At 30.7% G+C, this 20616-nt stretch carries 17 protein-coding genes; 16 read left to right on the top strand and 1 reads right to left on the bottom strand.

Annotation, left to right across the window (positions count from 1 at the left end; all coding sequences use genetic code 11):
• Positions 1 to 128: 128 nt before the first annotated feature.
• From GXK56_RS08775 to GXK56_RS08740, 8 genes are all read left to right on the top strand, one after another.
• On the top strand, positions 129 to 764 hold the full coding sequence (locus tag GXK56_RS08775; RefSeq protein WP_160687093.1) for a flavodoxin family protein: 636 nt from the start codon (positions 129 to 131) through the stop codon (positions 762 to 764).
• A 119-nt stretch (positions 765 to 883) separates the two neighbouring features.
• Positions 884 to 2608, top strand: coding sequence for a sigma-54-dependent Fis family transcriptional regulator (locus tag GXK56_RS08770; RefSeq protein WP_160687092.1), 1725 nt, complete (start codon positions 884 to 886; stop codon positions 2606 to 2608).
• A 282-nt stretch (positions 2609 to 2890) separates the two neighbouring features.
• On the top strand, positions 2891 to 4435 hold the full coding sequence (locus tag GXK56_RS08765) for an acyl CoA:acetate/3-ketoacid CoA transferase (RefSeq protein WP_160687091.1): 1545 nt from the start codon (positions 2891 to 2893) through the stop codon (positions 4433 to 4435).
• A 75-nt stretch (positions 4436 to 4510) separates the two neighbouring features.
• Entirely contained in the window at positions 4511 to 5905 is a 1395-nt protein-coding gene (locus tag GXK56_RS08760) for a GntP family permease (protein WP_160687090.1), read from the top strand.
• Positions 5906 to 5966: 61 nt separating this feature from the next.
• Positions 5967 to 6383: a MaoC family dehydratase gene (locus GXK56_RS08755; RefSeq protein ID WP_160687089.1), complete on the top strand. Its 417-nt coding sequence runs from the start codon at positions 5967 to 5969 to the stop codon at positions 6381 to 6383.
• 198 nt (positions 6384 to 6581) lie between these two features.
• The gene (locus GXK56_RS08750; RefSeq protein WP_160687088.1) at positions 6582 to 7580 is read left to right on the top strand and encodes a hypothetical protein; all 999 of its coding nucleotides are present in this window, start codon (positions 6582 to 6584) and stop codon (positions 7578 to 7580) included.
• A 73-nt stretch (positions 7581 to 7653) separates the two neighbouring features.
• On the top strand, positions 7654 to 8301 hold the full coding sequence (locus GXK56_RS08745; protein ID WP_160687087.1) for a class I SAM-dependent methyltransferase: 648 nt from the start codon (positions 7654 to 7656) through the stop codon (positions 8299 to 8301).
• A 208-nt stretch (positions 8302 to 8509) separates the two neighbouring features.
• Positions 8510 to 9529: an Rpn family recombination-promoting nuclease/putative transposase gene (locus tag GXK56_RS08740; RefSeq protein WP_160687086.1), complete on the top strand. Its 1020-nt coding sequence runs from the start codon at positions 8510 to 8512 to the stop codon at positions 9527 to 9529.
• A gap of 177 nt (positions 9530 to 9706) precedes the next feature.
• Here the strand turns inward: GXK56_RS08740 and GXK56_RS08735 are convergent, their stop codons facing one another.
• Positions 9707 to 10546, bottom strand: a complete 840-nt coding sequence (locus GXK56_RS08735; protein WP_160687085.1) for an AraC family transcriptional regulator — start codon at positions 10544 to 10546, stop codon at positions 9707 to 9709.
• Positions 10547 to 10742: 196 nt separating this feature from the next.
• Between GXK56_RS08735 and GXK56_RS08730 the strand changes: the two genes are divergently transcribed.
• The 8 genes from GXK56_RS08730 to GXK56_RS08695 all read left to right on the top strand — a co-directional run bounded on the left by GXK56_RS08730 (position 10743) and on the right by GXK56_RS08695 (position 20615).
• On the top strand, positions 10743 to 12260 hold the full coding sequence (locus tag GXK56_RS08730) for a glycosyl hydrolase (RefSeq protein WP_160687084.1): 1518 nt from the start codon (positions 10743 to 10745) through the stop codon (positions 12258 to 12260).
• A 2-nt stretch (positions 12261 to 12262) separates the two neighbouring features.
• Positions 12263 to 14020, top strand: coding sequence for a glycosyl hydrolase family 28 protein (locus GXK56_RS08725; RefSeq protein ID WP_160687083.1), 1758 nt, complete (start codon positions 12263 to 12265; stop codon positions 14018 to 14020).
• 233 nt (positions 14021 to 14253) lie between these two features.
• A complete protein-coding gene (locus tag GXK56_RS08720; protein WP_160687082.1) occupies positions 14254 to 15744 on the top strand; it encodes an HTH domain-containing protein in 1491 nt (496 codons plus the stop codon).
• Positions 15745 to 16035: 291 nt separating this feature from the next.
• Positions 16036 to 17052 carry an oxidoreductase gene (locus tag GXK56_RS08715; RefSeq protein WP_160687146.1) on the top strand — a complete coding sequence of 339 codons (1017 nt, stop codon included), beginning with the start codon at positions 16036 to 16038 and terminating at the stop codon, positions 17050 to 17052.
• A gap of 27 nt (positions 17053 to 17079) precedes the next feature.
• A complete protein-coding gene (gene rpiA, locus GXK56_RS08710) occupies positions 17080 to 17763 on the top strand; it encodes a ribose 5-phosphate isomerase A (RefSeq protein ID WP_160687081.1) in 684 nt (227 codons plus the stop codon).
• A gap of 51 nt (positions 17764 to 17814) precedes the next feature.
• A complete protein-coding gene (locus tag GXK56_RS08705) occupies positions 17815 to 18807 on the top strand; it encodes a Gfo/Idh/MocA family oxidoreductase (RefSeq protein ID WP_160687080.1) in 993 nt (330 codons plus the stop codon).
• A 351-nt stretch (positions 18808 to 19158) separates the two neighbouring features.
• Positions 19159 to 19863 carry a lantibiotic protection ABC transporter ATP-binding protein gene (locus GXK56_RS08700; RefSeq protein ID WP_160687079.1) on the top strand — a complete coding sequence of 235 codons (705 nt, stop codon included), beginning with the start codon at positions 19159 to 19161 and terminating at the stop codon, positions 19861 to 19863.
• Positions 19864 to 19865: 2 nt separating this feature from the next.
• Positions 19866 to 20615 carry a lantibiotic immunity ABC transporter MutE/EpiE family permease subunit gene (locus GXK56_RS08695; RefSeq protein WP_160687078.1) on the top strand — a complete coding sequence of 250 codons (750 nt, stop codon included), beginning with the start codon at positions 19866 to 19868 and terminating at the stop codon, positions 20613 to 20615.
• Position 20616 lies beyond the last annotated feature (1 nt).

Below are 20616 nucleotides of genomic sequence, written 5' to 3'. Positions count from 1 at the left end.
AATATAGATATTACGACAAATCTTACCTAAAGGTAAGTAATCTAACTAAAAAGTACGTACTTGTCACTAGTATTATTGAACCATATAATAAACCCATGTTTGAAAATAAATTATATGGAGGTATATATATGAAAGTAGTTGCATTTAATGGAAGTCCCAAAAACAATGGAAACACTTATGGGGCAATAAAAGCTGTAGCAGCAGAGTTAGAGAAAGAGAATATCGAGGTTGAGATTGTTCATGTTGGAAATAAGATAATACGTGGATGTATGGATTGTGGTGGATGTAGTAGAAACATGAACGAAAAATGCGTTATGAAAAATGATGAGGTTAATGATTGGATTCAAAAAATGAAGGAAGCTGATGGAATTATTCTCGGTTCTCCTGTACATTATTCAGCTATCCCAGGAACAATGAAATCATTTTTAGATCGTGCATTTTTAGTTACATCTGTAAATAATGGCATGCTTAGGCATAAGGTAGGAGCAAGCGTTGTTGCAGTAAGAAGATCAGGAGGCATTCCTGTATTTAATCAATTAAATAACTATATCAATTATTCTGAAATGATGATGCCAACATCAAATTATTGGAATGTAATTCATGGTACAAAACCTGGAGAAGTTATGCAAGATGAAGAAGGAATGCAAATTATGAGTGTTCTAGGAAAGAATATGGCATGGTTATTGAAGGTTATTGATTCTGGTAAAAATAATGTAAAAGAAAATGAAAGAGAAGATAAAATATTTACTAACTTTATAAGATAAGCTTTGAAGGTAAAGGTATTGAATTTTTATTAATTTAATAATCTACTTTATTTATTATGTTTTTTAAGATATCATTTAAAGCATAAAACATTAACTTAAAAGGAAGAAGGTACGAGTAGATGGTAAAGGAATCCTTACATTTAAGCTATTTTAATAAATTGAAAGTAATATTAGATAATATATTTAATGAAATAATTGTTGTTGATAGTAATAATAAAATATTTTTTATTAATGAAGCTGCTAGTATTCTATTCGATTTAGATTCCCAAAGTAGTTTAGGTAAAGATATTAATAAATTAATACCTGATTCAGAACTTTCTTATTTACTATCAACCAAAAAGGAAGAAATTAAAAAGCCTATAGTAATTAATGAATTAAGTTTAATATTGAATATTATACCCTTATCTAATCCTGAAGGGGTAGAAGGTTCAATATTAATTTTTAGTAATATAACAGATTATAATAAGCTTTTAGAAAAGCTTGATAAAGAGAGAAACAGCAGCGAAATATTAAATACTGTAATTGAGACAGCTTACGATGGTATGGTTATTATTGACAAGATGGGAATAATCACTATGATGAGTAAGGCTTATACTGATTTTTTAGGAATAAAAAGAGAAGATGCTATAGGTAAACATGTAACTGAAGTTATTGAGAATACAAGAATGCCAATAGTGCTTGAAACGGGTCAAGAAGAAGTGGCACAGCTTCATAAGATAAAAGGAAATTATATGATAGCATCGAGAATACCTATTATAAAAAATGGTGAAACCATTGGGGTTGTCGGAAAGGTATTATTTAGAAATGTTAAAGAATTAAATAGTCTTTATAAGAAAATAGGTGCTATAGAAAAAGAATTAGAAAATTATAAATCAAAACTTAAGGAATTTAATACAGCTAGCTACTCTATTGAAAATATTATAGGGGAGAGTGCTTCCATTATGGAGGCAAAAGCTATAGTACAAAAGGCTGCTCATACAAATTCAAATGTACTTATTTTAGGTGAAAGCGGTACTGGTAAGGAAATTTTTGCGCATGCTATACATTCAGAGAGTAATCGTCATGAAGGACCTTTTGTAAAGGTTAATTGTGCAGCTATTCCTAGTGATTTACTTGAATCAGAATTGTTTGGTTATGAAGCAGGCGCTTTTACAGGTGCAAAAAAAGAAGGGAAAATAGGAAAATTTGAAATTGCAAATGAAGGTACAATATTTTTAGATGAGATTGGAGATATGCCCCTTCATATGCAGGTAAAGCTTTTGAGAGTTATTCAAGAAAGAGAAGTGGAGAAGGTTGGTGGAGTTGCTACTAGAAAGATCAACATAAGAATAATTGCTGCAACAAACAGGAATCTTGAAAAATTAGTTTCAGAAGGAACGTTTCGAGAAGATTTGTATTATAGACTCAATGTTGTAACGATTGAAATTCCTCCTTTAAGAGAAAGAGGTAGTGATATTATACTTATTTCTAATCATCTCATTAAAAAGCTTTCAATTGACTTAGGGAAAAAAGTTAAAGGAATATCTAAAGAAGCTGAACAATATCTTAAAATTTATGAATGGAAAGGTAATGTAAGAGAATTAGAGAATGTCTTAGAGAGAGCAATTAATTTTATGGGAGATAGAGAGATAATTGATGTAGATGATCTGCCAAAAGAAGTTACAGGTAAAAAAGCCTCAATAATTCCTAAACGGCTTCAAGATGTTCTTGAAGAAAGCGAAAAAAACGCTATTATTCTTGCACTTAGAGCTTCAGATGGAAATAAAACAAAAGCTGCAAAAATTTTAGATATTGGTCGTACCAGTTTATATGAAAAAATAGAAAAATATAAAATACAAGTGTAGTTGTGCGGAAATCCGTACAACTACTTTTTTTATTAGATAGATATGTACGGATTATCGTACAACTATGTAAATGTTTACTTAAATTTGTGTACGAAAAACCGAACATAAACTTTAATTAGTAAATGATTTATACTCAATCAAAGTTTGATAAAGCTGGATTTTGTGTTTGTTCCTTCTTTAAATCTTTGGCATGACTATTGCTTATATAAATAAGTGTAAACGAACTCATTAATAAATATTTTACTTTTGCTTTATAAAGTATTTAAAAAAGGAGGACAAAATATGAGCAAGATAATGTCAGTTGAACAAGCAATTTCTTTAATTAAAAATGAAGACACAGTTGCAGTTGGCGGATTTATAGGAGCTGGACATCCAGAGGGAATTACTAAGAAGCTTAAGGAAATTTACCTTGAGCAAGGCAAGCCAAATAACTTAACTCTTGTTTATGCAGCAGGTCAAGGAGATGGTAAGGAGAAAGGCCTAAATCATTTAGGTCAGGAAGGTCTTCTTTCAAAAGTAATAGGAGGACATTGGGGGTTAGCTCCTAAGGTTCAGAAGCTTGCTATTGAAAATAAGATAAAAGCTTATAATTTTCCTCAAGGAGTAATATCTAGCTTGTATAGAGATATTGCGGCAGGAAAGCCAGGAACAATTACTCATGTTGGTTTAAAAACCTTTGTAGATCCAAGAGTTGAGGGAGGAAAATTAAATAGTTGTACTACTGAAGATATTGTAAAGGTAATTGAAATTGATGATAAAGAGTATCTTTACTACAAAGCTTTTCCTATAAATGTAGCAATAATTAGAGCTACTTATGCAGATGAAGAAGGAAATGCAAGTCTTCAAAAGGAAGCTGCAACCCTTGATGGCCTTGCAATGGCACAGGCTGCAAAGAATTCTGGTGGAAAGGTTATTATTCAGGTTGAAAAGATAGTATCAAAAGGAACTTTAGATCCAAGGCTAGTAAAGATTCCTGGAATACTTGTTGATGCTGTAGTCGTAGCTACTGCTGAGGATCACATGCAGACCTTTGATGAACCATTTAATCCAGCTTTCTGTGGAGAAATAAAAATGCCAGTTAATGCTATTAAATGCCTTCCAATGGATGAAAGAAAAATAATAGCAAGACGCTGCGCCATGGAACTTGTACCAAATGCAATCACAAATTTAGGAATTGGAATGCCAGAGGGAATATCAATGGTAGCAAATGAAGAAAATATAGGCGATACCATGAGACTTACAATTGAGTCTGGGCCAATTGGAGGAATACCAGCAGGAGGATTGAGTTTTGGTGCAGCTATTAATCCAGACAGTATAATAGATCAATCTTCTCAATTTGACTTTTATGATGGTGGAGGACTAGATGTAGCATTTTTAGGGCTTGCTCAATGTGATGAAGAAGGAAATATCAATGTAAGTAAATTTGGTCCTAAAATAGCTGGCTGTGGAGGTTTTATTAATATAACTCAAAATGCAAAGAAGGTTATTTTCTGTGGAACCTTTACTGCAGGAGGACTTAAAATTAATATTTCTGAAGGTAAGCTTTTTATTGAAAATGAAGGAAAGTCAAAGAAATTCATAAGGAATGTTGAGCAAATTACTTTTAGTGGAGATTATGCAAGAGATGTTAATCAACAAGTGCTTTATATTACTGAGAGAGCAGTTTTTAGATTAACTAAGGCTGGGATAGAGTTAGTAGAAATAGCGCCAGGAGTAGATCTTAAAAAAGACATTCTTGACCAAATGGATTTTGAACCAATAATGCCAGCTGAATTAAAAATCATGGATGAAAGAATTTTTGAAGAAAAACTTATGAATCTTAAGTAATGTATCAATACCAGTAAAAACTCAAAAAGATAAAGTTATTAATAAAAAAATAATAAAATAACGGAGGTTTTATATATGGCAGTTATAGGAATTTTATTAAGTTTAGTACTACTAATGGTTATGGCTTATAGAGGGTTCTCAGTTATTGTTTTTGCACCTATATTTGCAATTGCAGCAGCTATATTTTCAGGGATGGCAATAATGCCAACCTATACAGAAATATTTCTACCTAACTTAGGTAACTATGTAAAAGTATACTTTCCATTTTTCTTATTAGGTGCTGTTTTTGGTAAAGTTATGGAGCAATCCGGTGCAGCAAAATCTATTGCAAAATTTATTGTTGAAAAGTTAGGTAAGAAGCGTGCTATGTTATCTGTAATCTTATCAGCAGCTATTCTAACTTATGGTGGTGTAAGTCTATTCGTTGTTGCATTTGCAGTATATCCATTTGCAGCATCAATATTTAAAGAAGCAGATATTCCTAAGAGACTTGTTCCTGCAACTATTGCAGTTGGAGCTTTCACGTTTACTATGGATGCACTTCCAGGAACACCTCAAATTCAAAATTCTATACCAATGAAGTTTTTTAACACAGATCTTTATGCTGCTCCTGTATTTGGAACCTTAGGTGCAATTATGGTTTTAGTTTGTGGTGTATCTTATCTTGAATGGCGTAAACGTAAAGCACAAGCAAATGGAGAAGGTTATGGAGATAATCATAAAAATGAACCAGTACTTGTTGAAGATGGAAGTTTACCAAATCCATTTATATCAGCCTTGCCTTTAATATCTGTACTTGGATTGACTTTAATTCTTCAAAAATTAGTATTTCCTAAATGGGATATAGTTTCTTGGGTAACTAAAGCTCCTTACAACATTCCAGAAGCAGGAGTTGTAGGTTCAATGAATAACTGGGCATTAATGATTGCACTTGTATTTGGTATTCTTCTTGCAATTTCTATTAATCCAAAGCGTATGAAAGGTAACTTAGCATCATCAATTAATGCTGGTGCAATTGGATCATTACTTGCTGTTATGAATACAGCATCAGAAGTAGGGTTTGGTAATGTTATTAAGACTTTACCTGGATTTCAATCTATTGCTCATGCTTTAACAAATATTAATCCAAACGGAAGTCCATTACCTTCAGAAGCTATTACAGTAAATGTTCTTTCAGGAGTCACAGGCTCTGCATCAGGTGGAATGAGTATAGCTCTTGATACATTTGGTAAACAATATTTAACTTGGGCAAATAATGTTGGTGTAGATCCACAATTACTTCACCGTGTTGCTGCAATGGCTTCAGGTGGAATGGATACATTACCTCATAATGGTGCAGTTATTACACTACTAGGAATTGCAGGCTTGACTCATAAACAATCATATAAGGATATTTTCGTGATAACTTGCATTAAAACAGCAACTGTATTTGTATTAATAGCATTACAAAGCATATTACACTTTGTATAAAGAAATGGAGGAACTAAATAATAATTTAGAAAAAACATGAAATAAAAAGGAGGAATTGTAAGTGAAGGGCTTAACTATAAAAGAATTAAATATTGGTGATAAAGCATCTTTTCAAAAAACCATTACAGAAACAGATGTATACCTATATGCTGGTATAACTGGAGACTTAAACCCAGCCCACATAAATCAAGTTGAATCAGAAAAGACTATGTTTCAGGGCAGAATTGCTCATGGTATGTTAACAGCTGGTTTAGTATCAGCAGTACTTGGAATGCAACTGCCAGGACCAGGCTCAATATATCTTGGACAAGAACTTAAATTTATGGCTCCTGTTAAAATAGGAGATACAATTAAGGCTGAGGTAGAGGTTATAGAGAAGTTTGAAGAAAAGAATAGAATAAAATTAAGTACTGTATGTACAAATCAAAATGGTGTTGAAGTATTAATTGGTGTTGCAACTATAATGCCTCCAAAATAAAGACAAGCTTAAAAAACAGTGTGAATCTCATTTGTTTGAGACTCACACTGTTTTTGAGTTTTTTATTTAATTTATGATAGTGATTTAATATTTATAGAAATTTAGAACATTTAATATGTAATGATAATGTAAAATATGATAAAATTTCCTTGTAAGTATTTATAAAATAATATAAATTTCAATAAACAGGAGACTAAAATGAAAAGACATAAACAGTTAATAAAATTTTTTCTAATTTCAGTGCTTGCTATTTTTGCAATTACATTTTCTAGTGTAGATGTTTTTGCAAAGGGGACTACTAGTACAAGCTCAACTTCTAGCTCGTCAACCTCAAAAACTAGTGGAAGTGGTTATAGTTCAGGCAGTTATAGTGCTTCATCTGGATCAAAAAGTACTACAACCACTTCAACAACAAGTAGTACCAGTAAGAGTTCAGTTCCAGATACATCTAATACCTCAAGTAGTGGTTATAAATCTGGAAGTTATAGCGGAACCTCAACCAGTGGAAACGCTAATTCCACAACCAATAAACAAACTAATAGTACTAGCAATAGTACACAAGCTACAAATTCCAATACTAATACTAATACTAATACTTCTAATGCAGCTACTAGTGGATTTAAGTCAGGAACTTATAGTAATAGTTCTAGCACTAGTTCAACAAGCAATAAACAAACTAATAGTACTAGCTCCAGTGGTAGTTCCACAAATAGTAAAGATACTAGCAGTAGTAGCAACAGTAAACAATCTAATAACCAAAGTAAAGATACATCTAATGCAGCTGCTAGTGGATTTAAATCTGGAAGCTATAGCAGTGGCTCAGAATCTTCACAAAGTAAGAATAATGACAATGTAACAGCTAAGAGTCCACAAACAAAAACATCAACTGGCAGTGTAAGCGGCTTTAAATCTGGAAGCTATAGTAACAGTAATAATTCCGCAAATGTACAGAATAGTAGCGACAATAATTCATCAGCAGAATCAGATACTAGTACTGTAAGTGATACTGATAATGTAAAGACAACGCCTTCAGTAGATGATAAGCCTGATAATTCAGCAAAAGAATCAAAAACATCTACTGTAAGCAACAAAACGGCAGGTATAATAGCTGTATTAATACTAATGCTTATTTTCTTCGGAAGCATAGGAGGTTTAGTTTACTTTATTATAAGATTTATAAGAAAGTCGAAAAAATAATCTGATAATTATGTTGATATATGTGGTGAATAATGAAAAAAGTAGATAAACAAAATATATAGGCGGGATAATAATGTGTTATTCAAATTTAAACGAACATCTTTATGATGACATAGCTTTATGGGAGAAAACAGAAGGAATAGATTTTTTCAAAGAAATCCCCTTAAATGATAATGATATACCACAAATACTTGATTTTGGATATGGCTTTGGACAGTATATGTTTGCAGCTTCATATGCATTCCCAAATGGTACCATATATGGAGTAGAGAGAAATCCCATATGTGTAAAAGAGGTATCTGATAAAATTCAAGAGAGAAAGCTTACAAACATAAAGCTTATTACAGAGGATGCAGTGAATTTTAATCATTTCGAAGATAATTCATTAGATTTAGTTATTTTATATGATACACTTCATGCAGATTATGAAAAGAAAAAAATGCTTCTTGAGGAAAGTTGGCGTGTACTTAAAAAGGGTGGCTGTTTATCAGTTCTTCCTTTTCATTTAAGTAATTGGAGAGATAAAGATAATAATAAGAAAAAATATTCCATAGCAAAGTCTAAAGCAGAAATTGAAGAGTTTAATTTTAAATATGTAGGCACTTGCCAGACAAAAGGAGTTCACTGGGAAAAGTGTCATACCTTATATTATATTCAAAAGGGAACTATTACTTTTAATATGTTAGAACGGATGAATGTAATGAATTTTGTAAAGGAATAGAATTGAAAATACTGTAGCTTTTCACTCAATTTACATTCAATGTAGATTGGGTGTTTTTATATTATTAGTAATACAAACAAGTATAATTAAGAATGAATATGGAAATGATTAATTTAGGTTCATTTAAACATAGAATGAGCAAAGTTGAAGTTTAAATATATAAGATATTACGATATAATATAAGTATAAAAGTATTGGGAGTGATGCATTGAAAAAAACTAAAGTTCATCATGAGCACGATGTTGGTTATAAACATTTATTTTCACATAGAAGTACCTTTTTAGAATTATTAAAAAGCTTTGTAAAAAAGGACTGGGTGAATTTAATAAAAGAAGAGGATTTAATTCTAGTAGATAAATCATATATTCTTTCTGATTTTGAAGAGGAAGAATCTGATATATTATATAAAATAAATATAAATGGAAATGAAGTGATATTTTATGTATTACTAGAATTTCAATCAAGAGTGGATTTTCAAATGCCTATGAGATTATTATTTTATATGGTTGAAGTTTGGAGAGATATATTAAAAAATTCAACAAAAGCTGATAGAAGAAGAAAAGAATTTAGATTGCCAGCAGTAGTTCCAATAGTATTATATAATGGTAAGAGCAAATGGACAGCTAATAAAAGTTTTAAGGAAATATTAAGTGGATATGAATTATTTGAAGACAATATATTAGATTTCAATTATATATTTTTTGATATAAATAGATATTCTAATGAGGAATTATATAATGTATCAAATTTAGTATCAGCAATATTTCTATTGGATCAGCAAATGGATCAAGAAGAACTAATAAGAAGATTAAGAAAAACAATTTATATATTAAAGAAGATATCACCAGAACAATTTGATGTGTTCAAGCAGTGGCTTAAAAATATAATAAAACCAAGATTGGAAGAAAACTTACAAGAACAAGTTGATGAAATAATAGAAAAATCAAATCAACAGGAGGTGGATTTTATGGTATCAAATTTAGGAAAAACATTAGATAATATAATAGCAGATAATACACAAAAGGGGATACAAAAAGGGTTGCAAAAAGGAATACAGCAAGGTATGCAACAAGGTATGCAACAAGGAATAAAACAAGGTATAGAAAAACAAGCAACTGATACAGCAATACAAGCAATAAAAATGGGATTGAGTAATGAAATGATTACTAAATTAACAGGACTAAAAGATGAAGAAATAGATGAATTGAGGAAGATAAAAAATAATTAGAAGTGGTATATAAAGTAGAAAAATGAAATATGTAGGTGAAATAATTAATATATTTTATTGATGGATTTTAAAGGTTACACTCGCCCTCCACCATAAAATCCACGACCATTTGTATGTGGCTTAAATAGCTGCTTACAGGTGGTCGTGTTTTTTTGCTCCAAAAATCTCCTTATGAGTTTAAGTTTTTTTGAATTTTCCAGGTGAAGTTCCTTCGAGTTTTGTGAAACTTCGTATAAAGTTTGCATAATCATTGAAGCCAGATTGATAACAGGCTTCAGTTACATTACATCCGTTTAGAAGAAGTGATTTTGCTCGTGCAATTCTGCGATCTAGTAAGTAGTGGCGAAGTGTCATTCCAGTATGTTTCTTGAATTGCTGGCTAAGGTAATTTTTATCCTGATGAAATCTATTTCCAAGTTGCTGCAGAGAAATAGTTTCACTTAAATGATTTTCGATGTATTGCATTGTTTCAATAAGGTAGCCTGGCATTATGCTGATATTATTGCTTGTATTTTTTTCAAAAATTGAATTAACTAATACAAGCAAAAGAGAGAGGTAAGCTTCTTTCTGAATGCTGTGCCCATAATCAGTAGATGAAATTGCATTGTCAAGTAAGTTGCATAAACTAAGTAAATCTTCTGATTGTTTTGGTGTAAGACTTAAGATGTTACCTGTTCCAATGGGACGATGATAGAAACAGGCAGATAAATCAGTTGTTGAATTAGATAATTTATCCATGTAGGATTTTTTTATGTTAATTGTGATACGCTCATACAATGAATCATCATCACAGACAATTCGGTGCATCTCTTCTGGATTCATTATTATAAGGTCATAGGGAGACAACTGGTAACAACCATGTTCTAGATAAAATTTAACATTGCCCTTTAGAAATAAATATATTTCACAATTATTATGACGATGGTAAGGATAAGTAGCATCACCGATTGTTGATTTATTTTCATAGGTTAAATCTCTGTCTGTAGCCTCTAAATATGGATTGCTAGATATAGACATATAATAAGTTCACCTCGATTTCACGCAATAAAGTACATTTTATACGCAATAAATATTGCATTTTATAATGATATCATTTGAATATAGAGGTGTCAATTAAGTGTTTAATAGTTCAAAACTTATCGTTTAATATTTAAGAGTTAGTTGAAGTATGAGAATACTGGCATTTCAGATTAAATAAATGGAGGATTTATATATGAGTAAAGCAAAGAGCATTTTGGTTGAACATGGAATGGAAATACCTTTTCACAATGGAATGGATTTTTGTGTGGGTACTGGGCGTATGGGTCTAGCACTGCATAAAGAGTATTATGAGCAATTAAAGTTGGTGCAGGATGTAATTGGTTTCAAACATATACGCGGTCATGGGTTGTTTTGTGACGATATGGCAATTTGTCAGAGCTATGAGGATGAATCTGGAAAGCAAGTATTTGAGTATAACTTTACTTATCTTGATAGGGTTATGGATAGTTATATAAGTCTTGGAATCCGACCATTCTTGGAACTTGGGTTCATGCCAGAGAAAATGGCTTCTGGAAATCAGACCGTATTTTATTGGAAAGGAAATGTGACTCCACCAAAAAACTATAATGACTGGACGTCTATGGTTCAAGCGTTGTTACATCATTTAATTGAGCGCTATGGTAAAGAAGATGTATTACAATGGCCAATTGAAGTATGGAACGAACCAAATCTTAAGGGCTTTTGGAAAGATGCTGACATGGAGGAATATTTCAAATTGTATGAATATACAGCATTAGCCGTGAAAGAAGTAAATCCTGCTTTAAAAATTGGGGGACCTGCAGTTTGTGGTGGAACTGATAAAGTTTGGATTCGTTCTTTTCTTGAATATGTTCGAGAGAAGAAACTTCCTTTGGATTTTATTACTAGGCATCATTATGCAACTCATCTTCCTGAAAAATCAGGTCACTATGAGTATACAACACTTCATGATCTTAATGAATCATTTCAGTTATTGGAGACAACTAGAGAAATTGTAGATGGTTTCGAGGAATTTAGTGGAATGGATATACATATAACAGAGTTTAACACATCATATGTACCAGACTGTCCACTTCATGATACGAACTTAAATGCTGCTTATATTGCGGCAATGCTTTCACGCTTGGGAGACAAACATACATCATACTCTTATTGGACATTTGGAGATGTTTTTGAGGAAAAAGGGGTTCCGTTTACGACCTTTCATGGTGGGTTTGGAATGGTAGCAAATGGAGGTATACCAAAACCAACCTTTTGGACATTTGCTTTTTATAAGCAGCTGCAAGGAAATTGCATTCATCGTTCAGAGGAAGCAATTATAGTACAATTGCCGGATGGAAACTATCGAGGAATTTTGTGGAACATGGATGTTAATTATACTAGCGAATCATTGGAACTTGAAATTAAATTACCAAGTAAACATGCTGATTATTGTTTGATCTCTAAAACAGTGGATGAGGAATGCTGTAATCCACTTAAACTATGGCATGATATGGGAGAACCAGCTAATTTGTCAAAAGAACAGTTAGCTTTGTTAAAGGAACATGCAGTACCACTTATAAAATCAGAAAGTATCGTTTCAAAAGAATTAGAAATCGATATAAGTTTTAAGCTAAAACCAAATGCAGTTATTTATTTTGAACTGAAAAAAGTAGAAAGAAAAAGTGATCGTGGATATTCTTATGATCGAATTTTGAAAGGAGAAAAATAATAATGAAAAAAGATAAAATTGATGTGCGAAAATTTTCTGACATTAAATATTCATTAGCTGTAATGGATACAGTTTTACTTGAAAGTGGGGAAAATAAGAAATATGCATTTGAGCCTATTAGCGGAAAAGTGATTGCATCTACCATGTTTCGTTTTTGTGCAACAGGTCGTGGGAAAAACATCATGACATTGTATGATGAAAATGGAAAGCCAGCCCTATCAATATGGTGTGAGGGCATGTGCATTCTTGCTTATGATGGCAATGTTCGAAAAAAAATATACAGATATAAGGACGAATTTTGGTTTAGTGTATGGGTATCCCTTGATACTAATACCAAAACTTATGATGTTTGTGTCGATGGTGAAAAATGCTTGAGTGGTGCACTATTTATGAATCCTGTTAGTGAAATTGCTTCCTATGAAACAGGTTCACGTATGGGTAGTTTTATGGAAAAACAAATATTTGTATATAAAAACCCTGTCCAATCAATAGAAGAAGCAGCTGGTAAAAGAAAAATTTATAATGTGGCACATTTTGGTGCAGTAGCAGATGGTGTGACAGTTGTAACAGATAAGATTCAAAAAGCTATCGACGAGTGTTCAAAGAATGGTGGCGGAGTAGTATATTTGCAAGGAGGAACATATCTTTCTGGAATGATAGAACTTAAGAGTGGAGTTGAATTGTATTTAGAAACTGATGCGACACTTAAGGGAGTTACTGATACAGAGGCTTATCCAACTATGACTTCTAAAAATAATCCTAATTGGAATATGATAAAGCAAGGACCTCAAAAAGCCTTGATATATGCTGATGGAGTCAATGGAGTTATTATTCAAGGAGGAGGAACAATTGATGGAAGTGGTAATTTTCCAGGTGATTATGGATCAGAAAGCAGTAGGCCAAGCGCAATTTTGTTAGTAGGCTGCAATAATTCCAAAATACAAAATATTGCAGTAAATAATGCTGGCATGTGGACTATACCATTAGTAGAGTGCGACAGTTTCTATATGAGAGATGTGAATATTTGTTCATATTGGTTTCCAAACAGAGATGGAATTGACCTTTGTGACTGTCATGATGTTTTAGTTGAAAATAGTTATTTTACTGCAGATGATGATACTGTATGTTTTAAGAGTGGCCATGAAAGATGTTGTGATAATATTTTGGTACGTCAAATGATGATTATAAGTACTATGGCAAATGCAATTAAGTTTGGAACCTTCAGCTATGGCGGATTTACTAATTGTACAATTTGTGATTGTGTAGTTAAAGATACAAGATTTTGTGCTATGTGTGTAGAAGTTGTTGATGGTGGTATTGCAGAAAATATACATTTTGAGCGTATAGAAGTTAAGGATGCTGGTTCAGCATTTTTTATAGTGCTAGGTGATAGGGCTAATATTCCACCAGAGGGAATTCATCGCATGGGAAGTATTCAAGATATTTATTTTGAAGATATCTATGTTGAGAATCAGCTTAAAAATTATGGAAGCTATATATCTGGGGTTGAAAAAGATGGAGAAATACACAATATCAAAAATATATTTTTCAAAAATGTGAAGGCAGAATTTCGTGGTGGATTAACTAAGCAACCAAATGATCCACCTGAATATTCAGGAACAATCTATCCAGAAAGCGATATGTACAAGCAGCTTCCTGCATCAGCATTCTATTTGAGACATACTGAAAATGTAGTTTTTGACAGTTGTGAAACTATTGTTACTGAAGAAGATGTACGAAAGAAAATAGTAGAAGTGTAGAGTATTTATTTGAATTTGGAGTGGAGTTTAAAGATCAAGCTTTATCTCCATCATATAATCCACGACAGAAGTTCGTGGATTTTTTTGTAGAAATTGTGTATTAGATATTTACCATTCTGGTGGAGGCACACTAAAAACCTTTCATGTATAATAAAAATTAATAGTCTTATTATTAATATCTATATATAATATAAATATTAAAAGTAGACTTAATAAGGTAGGTGGCCACAAACTTGAATCGAAGACATCGAGATATTTTAAATTTAATTTTAAATACAGAAGAATACATTACGGGAAATGAATTAGCCCGACTTTGCAGTGTAACAATTCGAACAATAAGAAGGGATATTAAAGAAATTAACAATTTATTAAAAGAATACGATACAGAAATAGATTCTAACATAAAAAAAGGTTACTCCCTCAACAAAAGAAATAAAGTTATTTTAAAGAAAAATAATGTTATAAGAAAAGTGTTAGATTATGAGTATATAATGGAAACACCAAGTTTGCCAATAGACAGGCAAATGTACATACTATTAAAATTAACGACTAAAAAATATATGTCTGTAGAAGAATTGGAAGAAGTTTTATATGTATCTGCAGCTACTGTAAATAATGATATTGTTATTATTAATAAATGGTTAAAAAAAGAGCTGAAATTGGGAATAAGTTATTCTTTAAATGAAGGAATTACTCTTAAGGCAGATGAAAAAGAAAAAAGAAATATTATTAGTTGGGTTTTAGCCAAACGGATTAATATAAGTACTGTTTCAAAGTATTGGAATTATATATTTGAAGATAAAGATGTTATTACAATAGCTAGAGATATTTATCATTTGGTAAGTGCTGAAACTAAAAGGTATAATTATTATTTATCAGGACATAGCTCCCAACTTTTATGTTATGAAATATTAGTTGCAGTTAATCGTCAGAAATTAGGATTTTATTTAAATGATTCAGATGACATAAAAGGTGAACTTATGCCAGTTATGATTGCTATACGAGAAAAAGTTGAAAATAGATTAGAGGAAAAATTATCAGAAACAGAATGGCTTAATTTACAACAGTACTTTAAATCAAAGCAATTCCTTCAAGGAACAGACATTAATACTATGCAAACAGAAGAAGCTATTTGTATAGTAGAAGAGTTTTTCCAAACTTTATATAAAAAGTTTAAGGTAGACTTAAGTGTTAATCCAGATAATAAATATAAGATGATTTTATACATAGCTCCAATGATAAATCGCTTGAATTATAGACATTGTATATCAAATAAGATAGATGAAAATGTTGTTAAAACCTATAAAGCAGAATTTAAAATGGCTGTTGAAATTAAACATATTATTAAGAAAAAACTAAATTTGAATATAGAGTTGATTGATTTAGTTTATATAACGATTCATTTAGTTACCATGTGTGGGATTAGAAGATATAAGTTAAATACTATAATTGTTTGTGATTATGATGAGTCTATAGTAAGTTTTATTAAGGATAAAATTAAAAATTGTTTTGGAGAAAAAATAGAGGTATGTAGGTTTTATGATTATCAAGAATTTATGTATGAAAATAAGCAAAATCTTAAAAAGGTAGATTTAGTAATTACCACGTCAACAATAGCAGATATTACTAATATTCCTTTTATTAGAATAAATCCTGAATTTGAACAAAATGATATTGATATGATAGCAGAATATCTTAATGGCTATAAAAGTGAATTATTATAAATTAATCCTATAGTTCAATGTATAGAGAAAATCTATATTTTAAACTATAGGATTAATTGCATTATGAAATAATATAAATGCTAACATAAAGTATTTCACCATTTGAGGTGAAATATTTTAGTTTGTGTAAAGAATTTGGAATGATTATAATAAAACCAAAGCTTGGTGCTGATTATATTAATATACAGGTAGAAGCATAAGTTTTTATCTACATACATGAACGAAACACTTTTGAGAGAAAATAAAACAATTTCATCAAATGAAATAATATTATATTTTAAGGAGGTAACTATGCTTACAATTGGTTATATTGGAAATGGTAAAAGTACTAACAGATATCATCTTCCATTTGTGATGGAAAGAAAAAATATTAAGGTAAAAACAATTTATCAAAGAAATCCCAAAAATGAAAAATGGAATAGAATTGAAGGTGTGAATTATACTTCTGACATAGATGAATTATTAAACGATAAAGAAATACAACTTATTGTTATATGTACAATGCATAATAGTCATTATGAATATGCAAAAATGGTATTAGAACATAATAAACATTGTCTAGTTGAAAAACCATTTATGGAAAATTCTAAGCAAGCAAAAGAAATCTTTGCTTTGGCAAAAGAAAAAGGATTGATAGTTCAGCCTTATCAAAATAGACGCTTTGATAGTGATTTTTTAACAGTTCAAAAAGTTATCAAAGAGGGAAAATTAGGTGATTTAATAGAATTAGAAATGCATTTTGATTATTATAGACCAGAAGTACCTGAAGCTAGCACTAGTTTTATTCCTCATTCATCATATTTGTATGGCCATGGGTGTCATACCTTGGATCAAGTAATTAGTTATTTTGGTAAACCAGATAATATTCATTATGATGTAAGGCAATTATTAGGGCCAGGTAAAATGAATGATTACTTTGATTTGGATTTATATTATGGAAAATTAAAAGTATCCGTAAAATCTAGTTACTTTAGAATCAAGGAACGACCAAGCTTCATTGTATATGGTAAAAAAGGATGCTTTGTAAAAGAAACAAAGGATCGTCAGGAAGAACATTTAAAATTATTCTACATGCCTGAAAACAAGGATTTTGGTATTGATACCTTTGAGCATTATGGTGTACTTACATATATGGATGAAGCAGGGGATATACACGAAGAAAAGGTAAAATCTGTCCCTGGTGATTATGGCCGCGTATATGATGATTTATATGATGCAATTATAAATGGTAAAAGTAAAACCATCACTGATGAACAAGTATTATTGCAAATGGAAATATTAGAAACTGGAATAAAAGATTTAAAATAATTATCTAATATGGAGGAATGATATAGGGTGAATGAAGAGAATTTAAGAAGATTATGTGCAGAAAAAGCTATGGAGTATATAAAAAATAATACAGTGATTGGTTTAGGAGCAGGAAGAACTATTGCTTGTTTAATTGAACTCATAAGCAAAGCAACACAGGATAATTTGAAAATTAAAATTGTAACTCCATCTGATAATACCAAAAGTCTGTGTATTAAATATGGAATAGAAGTAATTCCAACCTGTTTTATAGATGAGGTAGATATTGCTTTTGATGGATGTGGTGAGGTAGATGAAAATTTTTATGCTTCAAAAGGTGGTGGCGGCGTATTCACCAAGGAAAAAATAATTGGGTCAATGGCTAAGGATTATATATTGCTTATAGATGAACAAAAATTAACTAAAGAATTAAGCTGCAAGATTCCCATATCACTAGAAATAGTTAAGGATTCGTTAGCTCATGTAAATAAAATGGTTAAAAATTTAGGAGGTAATCCTGTAGTTAGAGCTAGCAATAATAAAGATGGATATTTAATTACTGATGATGGCAATTTTTTGTTAGATGTAAAATTTGAGACGGTAAGTGATTTTAAGAAATTAAATGATGATTTAAAGGGTATTGCAGGAATAATTGAAACTTCTATATTTACCAAAGAAGTTACCAAAATAATAGTAGCAGGAGAAAATAGAGTAAGAGTTATTTCAAAGTGATGCATTTTAAATTATAGTTAACTTATTTTTATATACAATGGAGGTATAAACATGAAATTAGGTATTATTGGAGCTGGAATGATTGTTAATGAGTTTTTAACAATCACTTCATATTTAAAGGATATAGAATTATCAGCTATTTATGGACGAAAAAGTTCTGAAGATAAAATGAATGAATTAAAGAATGAATATAAAATTAAGAATATTTATTATGACTATGAGGAGTTGTTAAGTAGTGATGTAGATACTGTGTATATTGCATTACCTAATAATCTGCATTTTGAGTTTGCTAAAAAGGCGCTAATAGGGAATAAAAATGTTATTATTGAAAAACCTATAACATCAACATATAAAGAAGCATTAATATTAAATGATTTGGCTAGAGAAAGAAACTTATTTATATTTGAAGCAATCACTAACCAGTATCTGCCTAATTATAAAAAGATTAAAGAATTGCTTCCGGATTTAGGAAATATAAGAATTGTTCAATGCAATTACTCCCAATATTCTAGTAGATATAATAGTTTTAAGGAAGGCAATGTACTGCCTGCATTTGATCCGAATTTTTCTGGTGGGGCTTTAATGGATCTGAATATTTATAACATCCATTATTTAGTTGGCTTATTTGGAAAACCTAAAAATGTTGAATATTATCCTAATATTGAAAGAGGAATAGATACATCTGGAGTATTAATATTAGATTATGAAACTTTTAAAGGTGTTTGTATTGGAGCAAAAGATTGTAAAGCGCCTATTGCAAATAATATTCAAGGGGATAAGGGCTGCATATATCAAGATACTCCAGCCAATGTTTGTGAAAGATTTGAATTATTAATGAATGATGGAACTAGTTCTTTAATTAACGAAAACAATTATGATCATCGTATGGTTAATGAATTCATTGAATTTGCAGATATGATTAAAAATAATGACTTGGAAAAGTGTTATAAAATGTTAGAACACAGCTTAATAGTAAGTGAGGTTCAAACAATTGCAAGAAGCAAAGGTGGAATTATATTTCCTGGAGATGATAATCTAAAGTAATGTAGATAATTAGGTGGGGTTAAAGATTACGCTTCGCCTCCACCATGAAACTCACGAAAATCAGAAATTCGGATTTTCGTGAGTTATTTTAGTTTTTGTAGATTTAGAGAAATTAATAACCATGATATATCTCCTTTCATGGGGTGCAGTATAAAGAAAATGCCAATCATAGGATTGAAATTTTACTTACTTTCTTTCCTTGGAGAATAGGCGTGAAACATTTTTAATAGGAATCTATCCAGTAGGCTTAATCATGTTCGGAGCAATTATTAATTATATATAATTAATTTTCATTTCCTTATAAATTCCTTATATTTAAAATTTATTATTTTAACATGAGGAGGATGAAAAATGAATGATATAATTTTAGAAACAGAAAACTTATGTAAAACATTTAGGAAACAGGAGGTAAATAAAGATATTTCAATTTCAGTAAAAAGAAATTCTATCTATGGACTTCTTGGAGCTAATGGAGCGGGAAAGTCAACTTTACTAAAAATGATAACAGGGATGCTTAGACCAACTTCAGGTGAAATTATATTTGATGGACACAAATGGAGTAGAAAGGACTTAAGTAATATAGGATCCCTTATTGAATCCGCCCCTTTATATGAAAACTTAACAGCAATAGAAAATTTAAAAGTTCGTACAACAGTGCTTGGATTGCCAGATTCTAAAATAGAGGAAGTTCTTAATATAGTAGATCTAAAAGGTACTGAAAAGAAAAAATCAGGACAATTTTCAATGGGAATGAAGCAGAGACTTGGAATTGCTATTGCACTACTTAATAATCCAAAGCTCTTAATTTTAGACGAGCCAACTAATGGATTAGACCCATTTGGAATACAAGAGTTAAGAGAATTAATAAAATCATTTCCAAAGAAAGGCATTACAGTAATGTTATCTAGTCACATATTAAGTGAAGTAGAACAGGTAGCAGATCATATTGGAATTATATCTAATGGAATATTAGGATATCAAGGTGAACTAAAAAAAGGAGAAGACCTTGAAAAATTGTTTATGGATATAGCTAAAAAATATAGCAGGGGGGAATAGAAGTGTTGCAATATTTTTTAAGTGAAGATATAAAAATTAAACATACTTTTATGCAAAAGTTAATATGGCTGTCCCCTGCCTTACTAATTTTGCTTTCTATGAGTCTTACAGCAAGTTATTTTCAAGTTGATACTTATAACTGGTGGTACACTTGGATGCTGTCAGGTACTCTTTCTTTAAGTTGCGTTTATTTAAGCAGAGTGGATGGCGCAATGAAGAATCGAGCAACTATATCACTTCCATTAGATTTAAAAAAAGTGTGGATTGCCAAAGTTTTTGTAGGTATAAAAAATATAAGCATTTCCTGTGTGATTATTTTTGTGGCTGCTCAGTTAAGTGTGTTTATAATTCCTATAAATAGCATAGTCAATATTCCTATTTTCAGTGGATTTATTGGTACTATTATAATTATTGTAACATGTATATGGCAAGTACCCTTATGTATGTTTCTTGGAAGTAAAATTGGAATGTTTCCAACTATAATTTTAAATTTAGGGATAAATATTTTTTCTATTATTATGTCTGTAGGAAAATATTGGTGGGTTAATCCGTTTACTTATTGTGATAGATTTTTATGTCCAGTTTTAAAAATACTTCCTAATGGATTACCAGCAGAACCAGGTAATCCAACATTTACTCCAGAACTTCTCAATACGTCTGTAATACCTTTAGGAATTGGAATTTCTATTATTTTGTTTCTTATAATAACTTACTTGACAGCAAAATGGTATGAAGGAAAGGAGGCTATATAAT

Origin of the sequence: Clostridium sp. C2-6-12 (assembly GCF_009928485.1) — a bacterium.
Classification (GTDB): domain Bacteria; phylum Bacillota; class Clostridia; order Clostridiales; family Clostridiaceae; genus Clostridium.
Note: the sequence above shows the minus strand (reverse complement) of the source record. Positions and strands in the feature narration are given on the sequence as shown.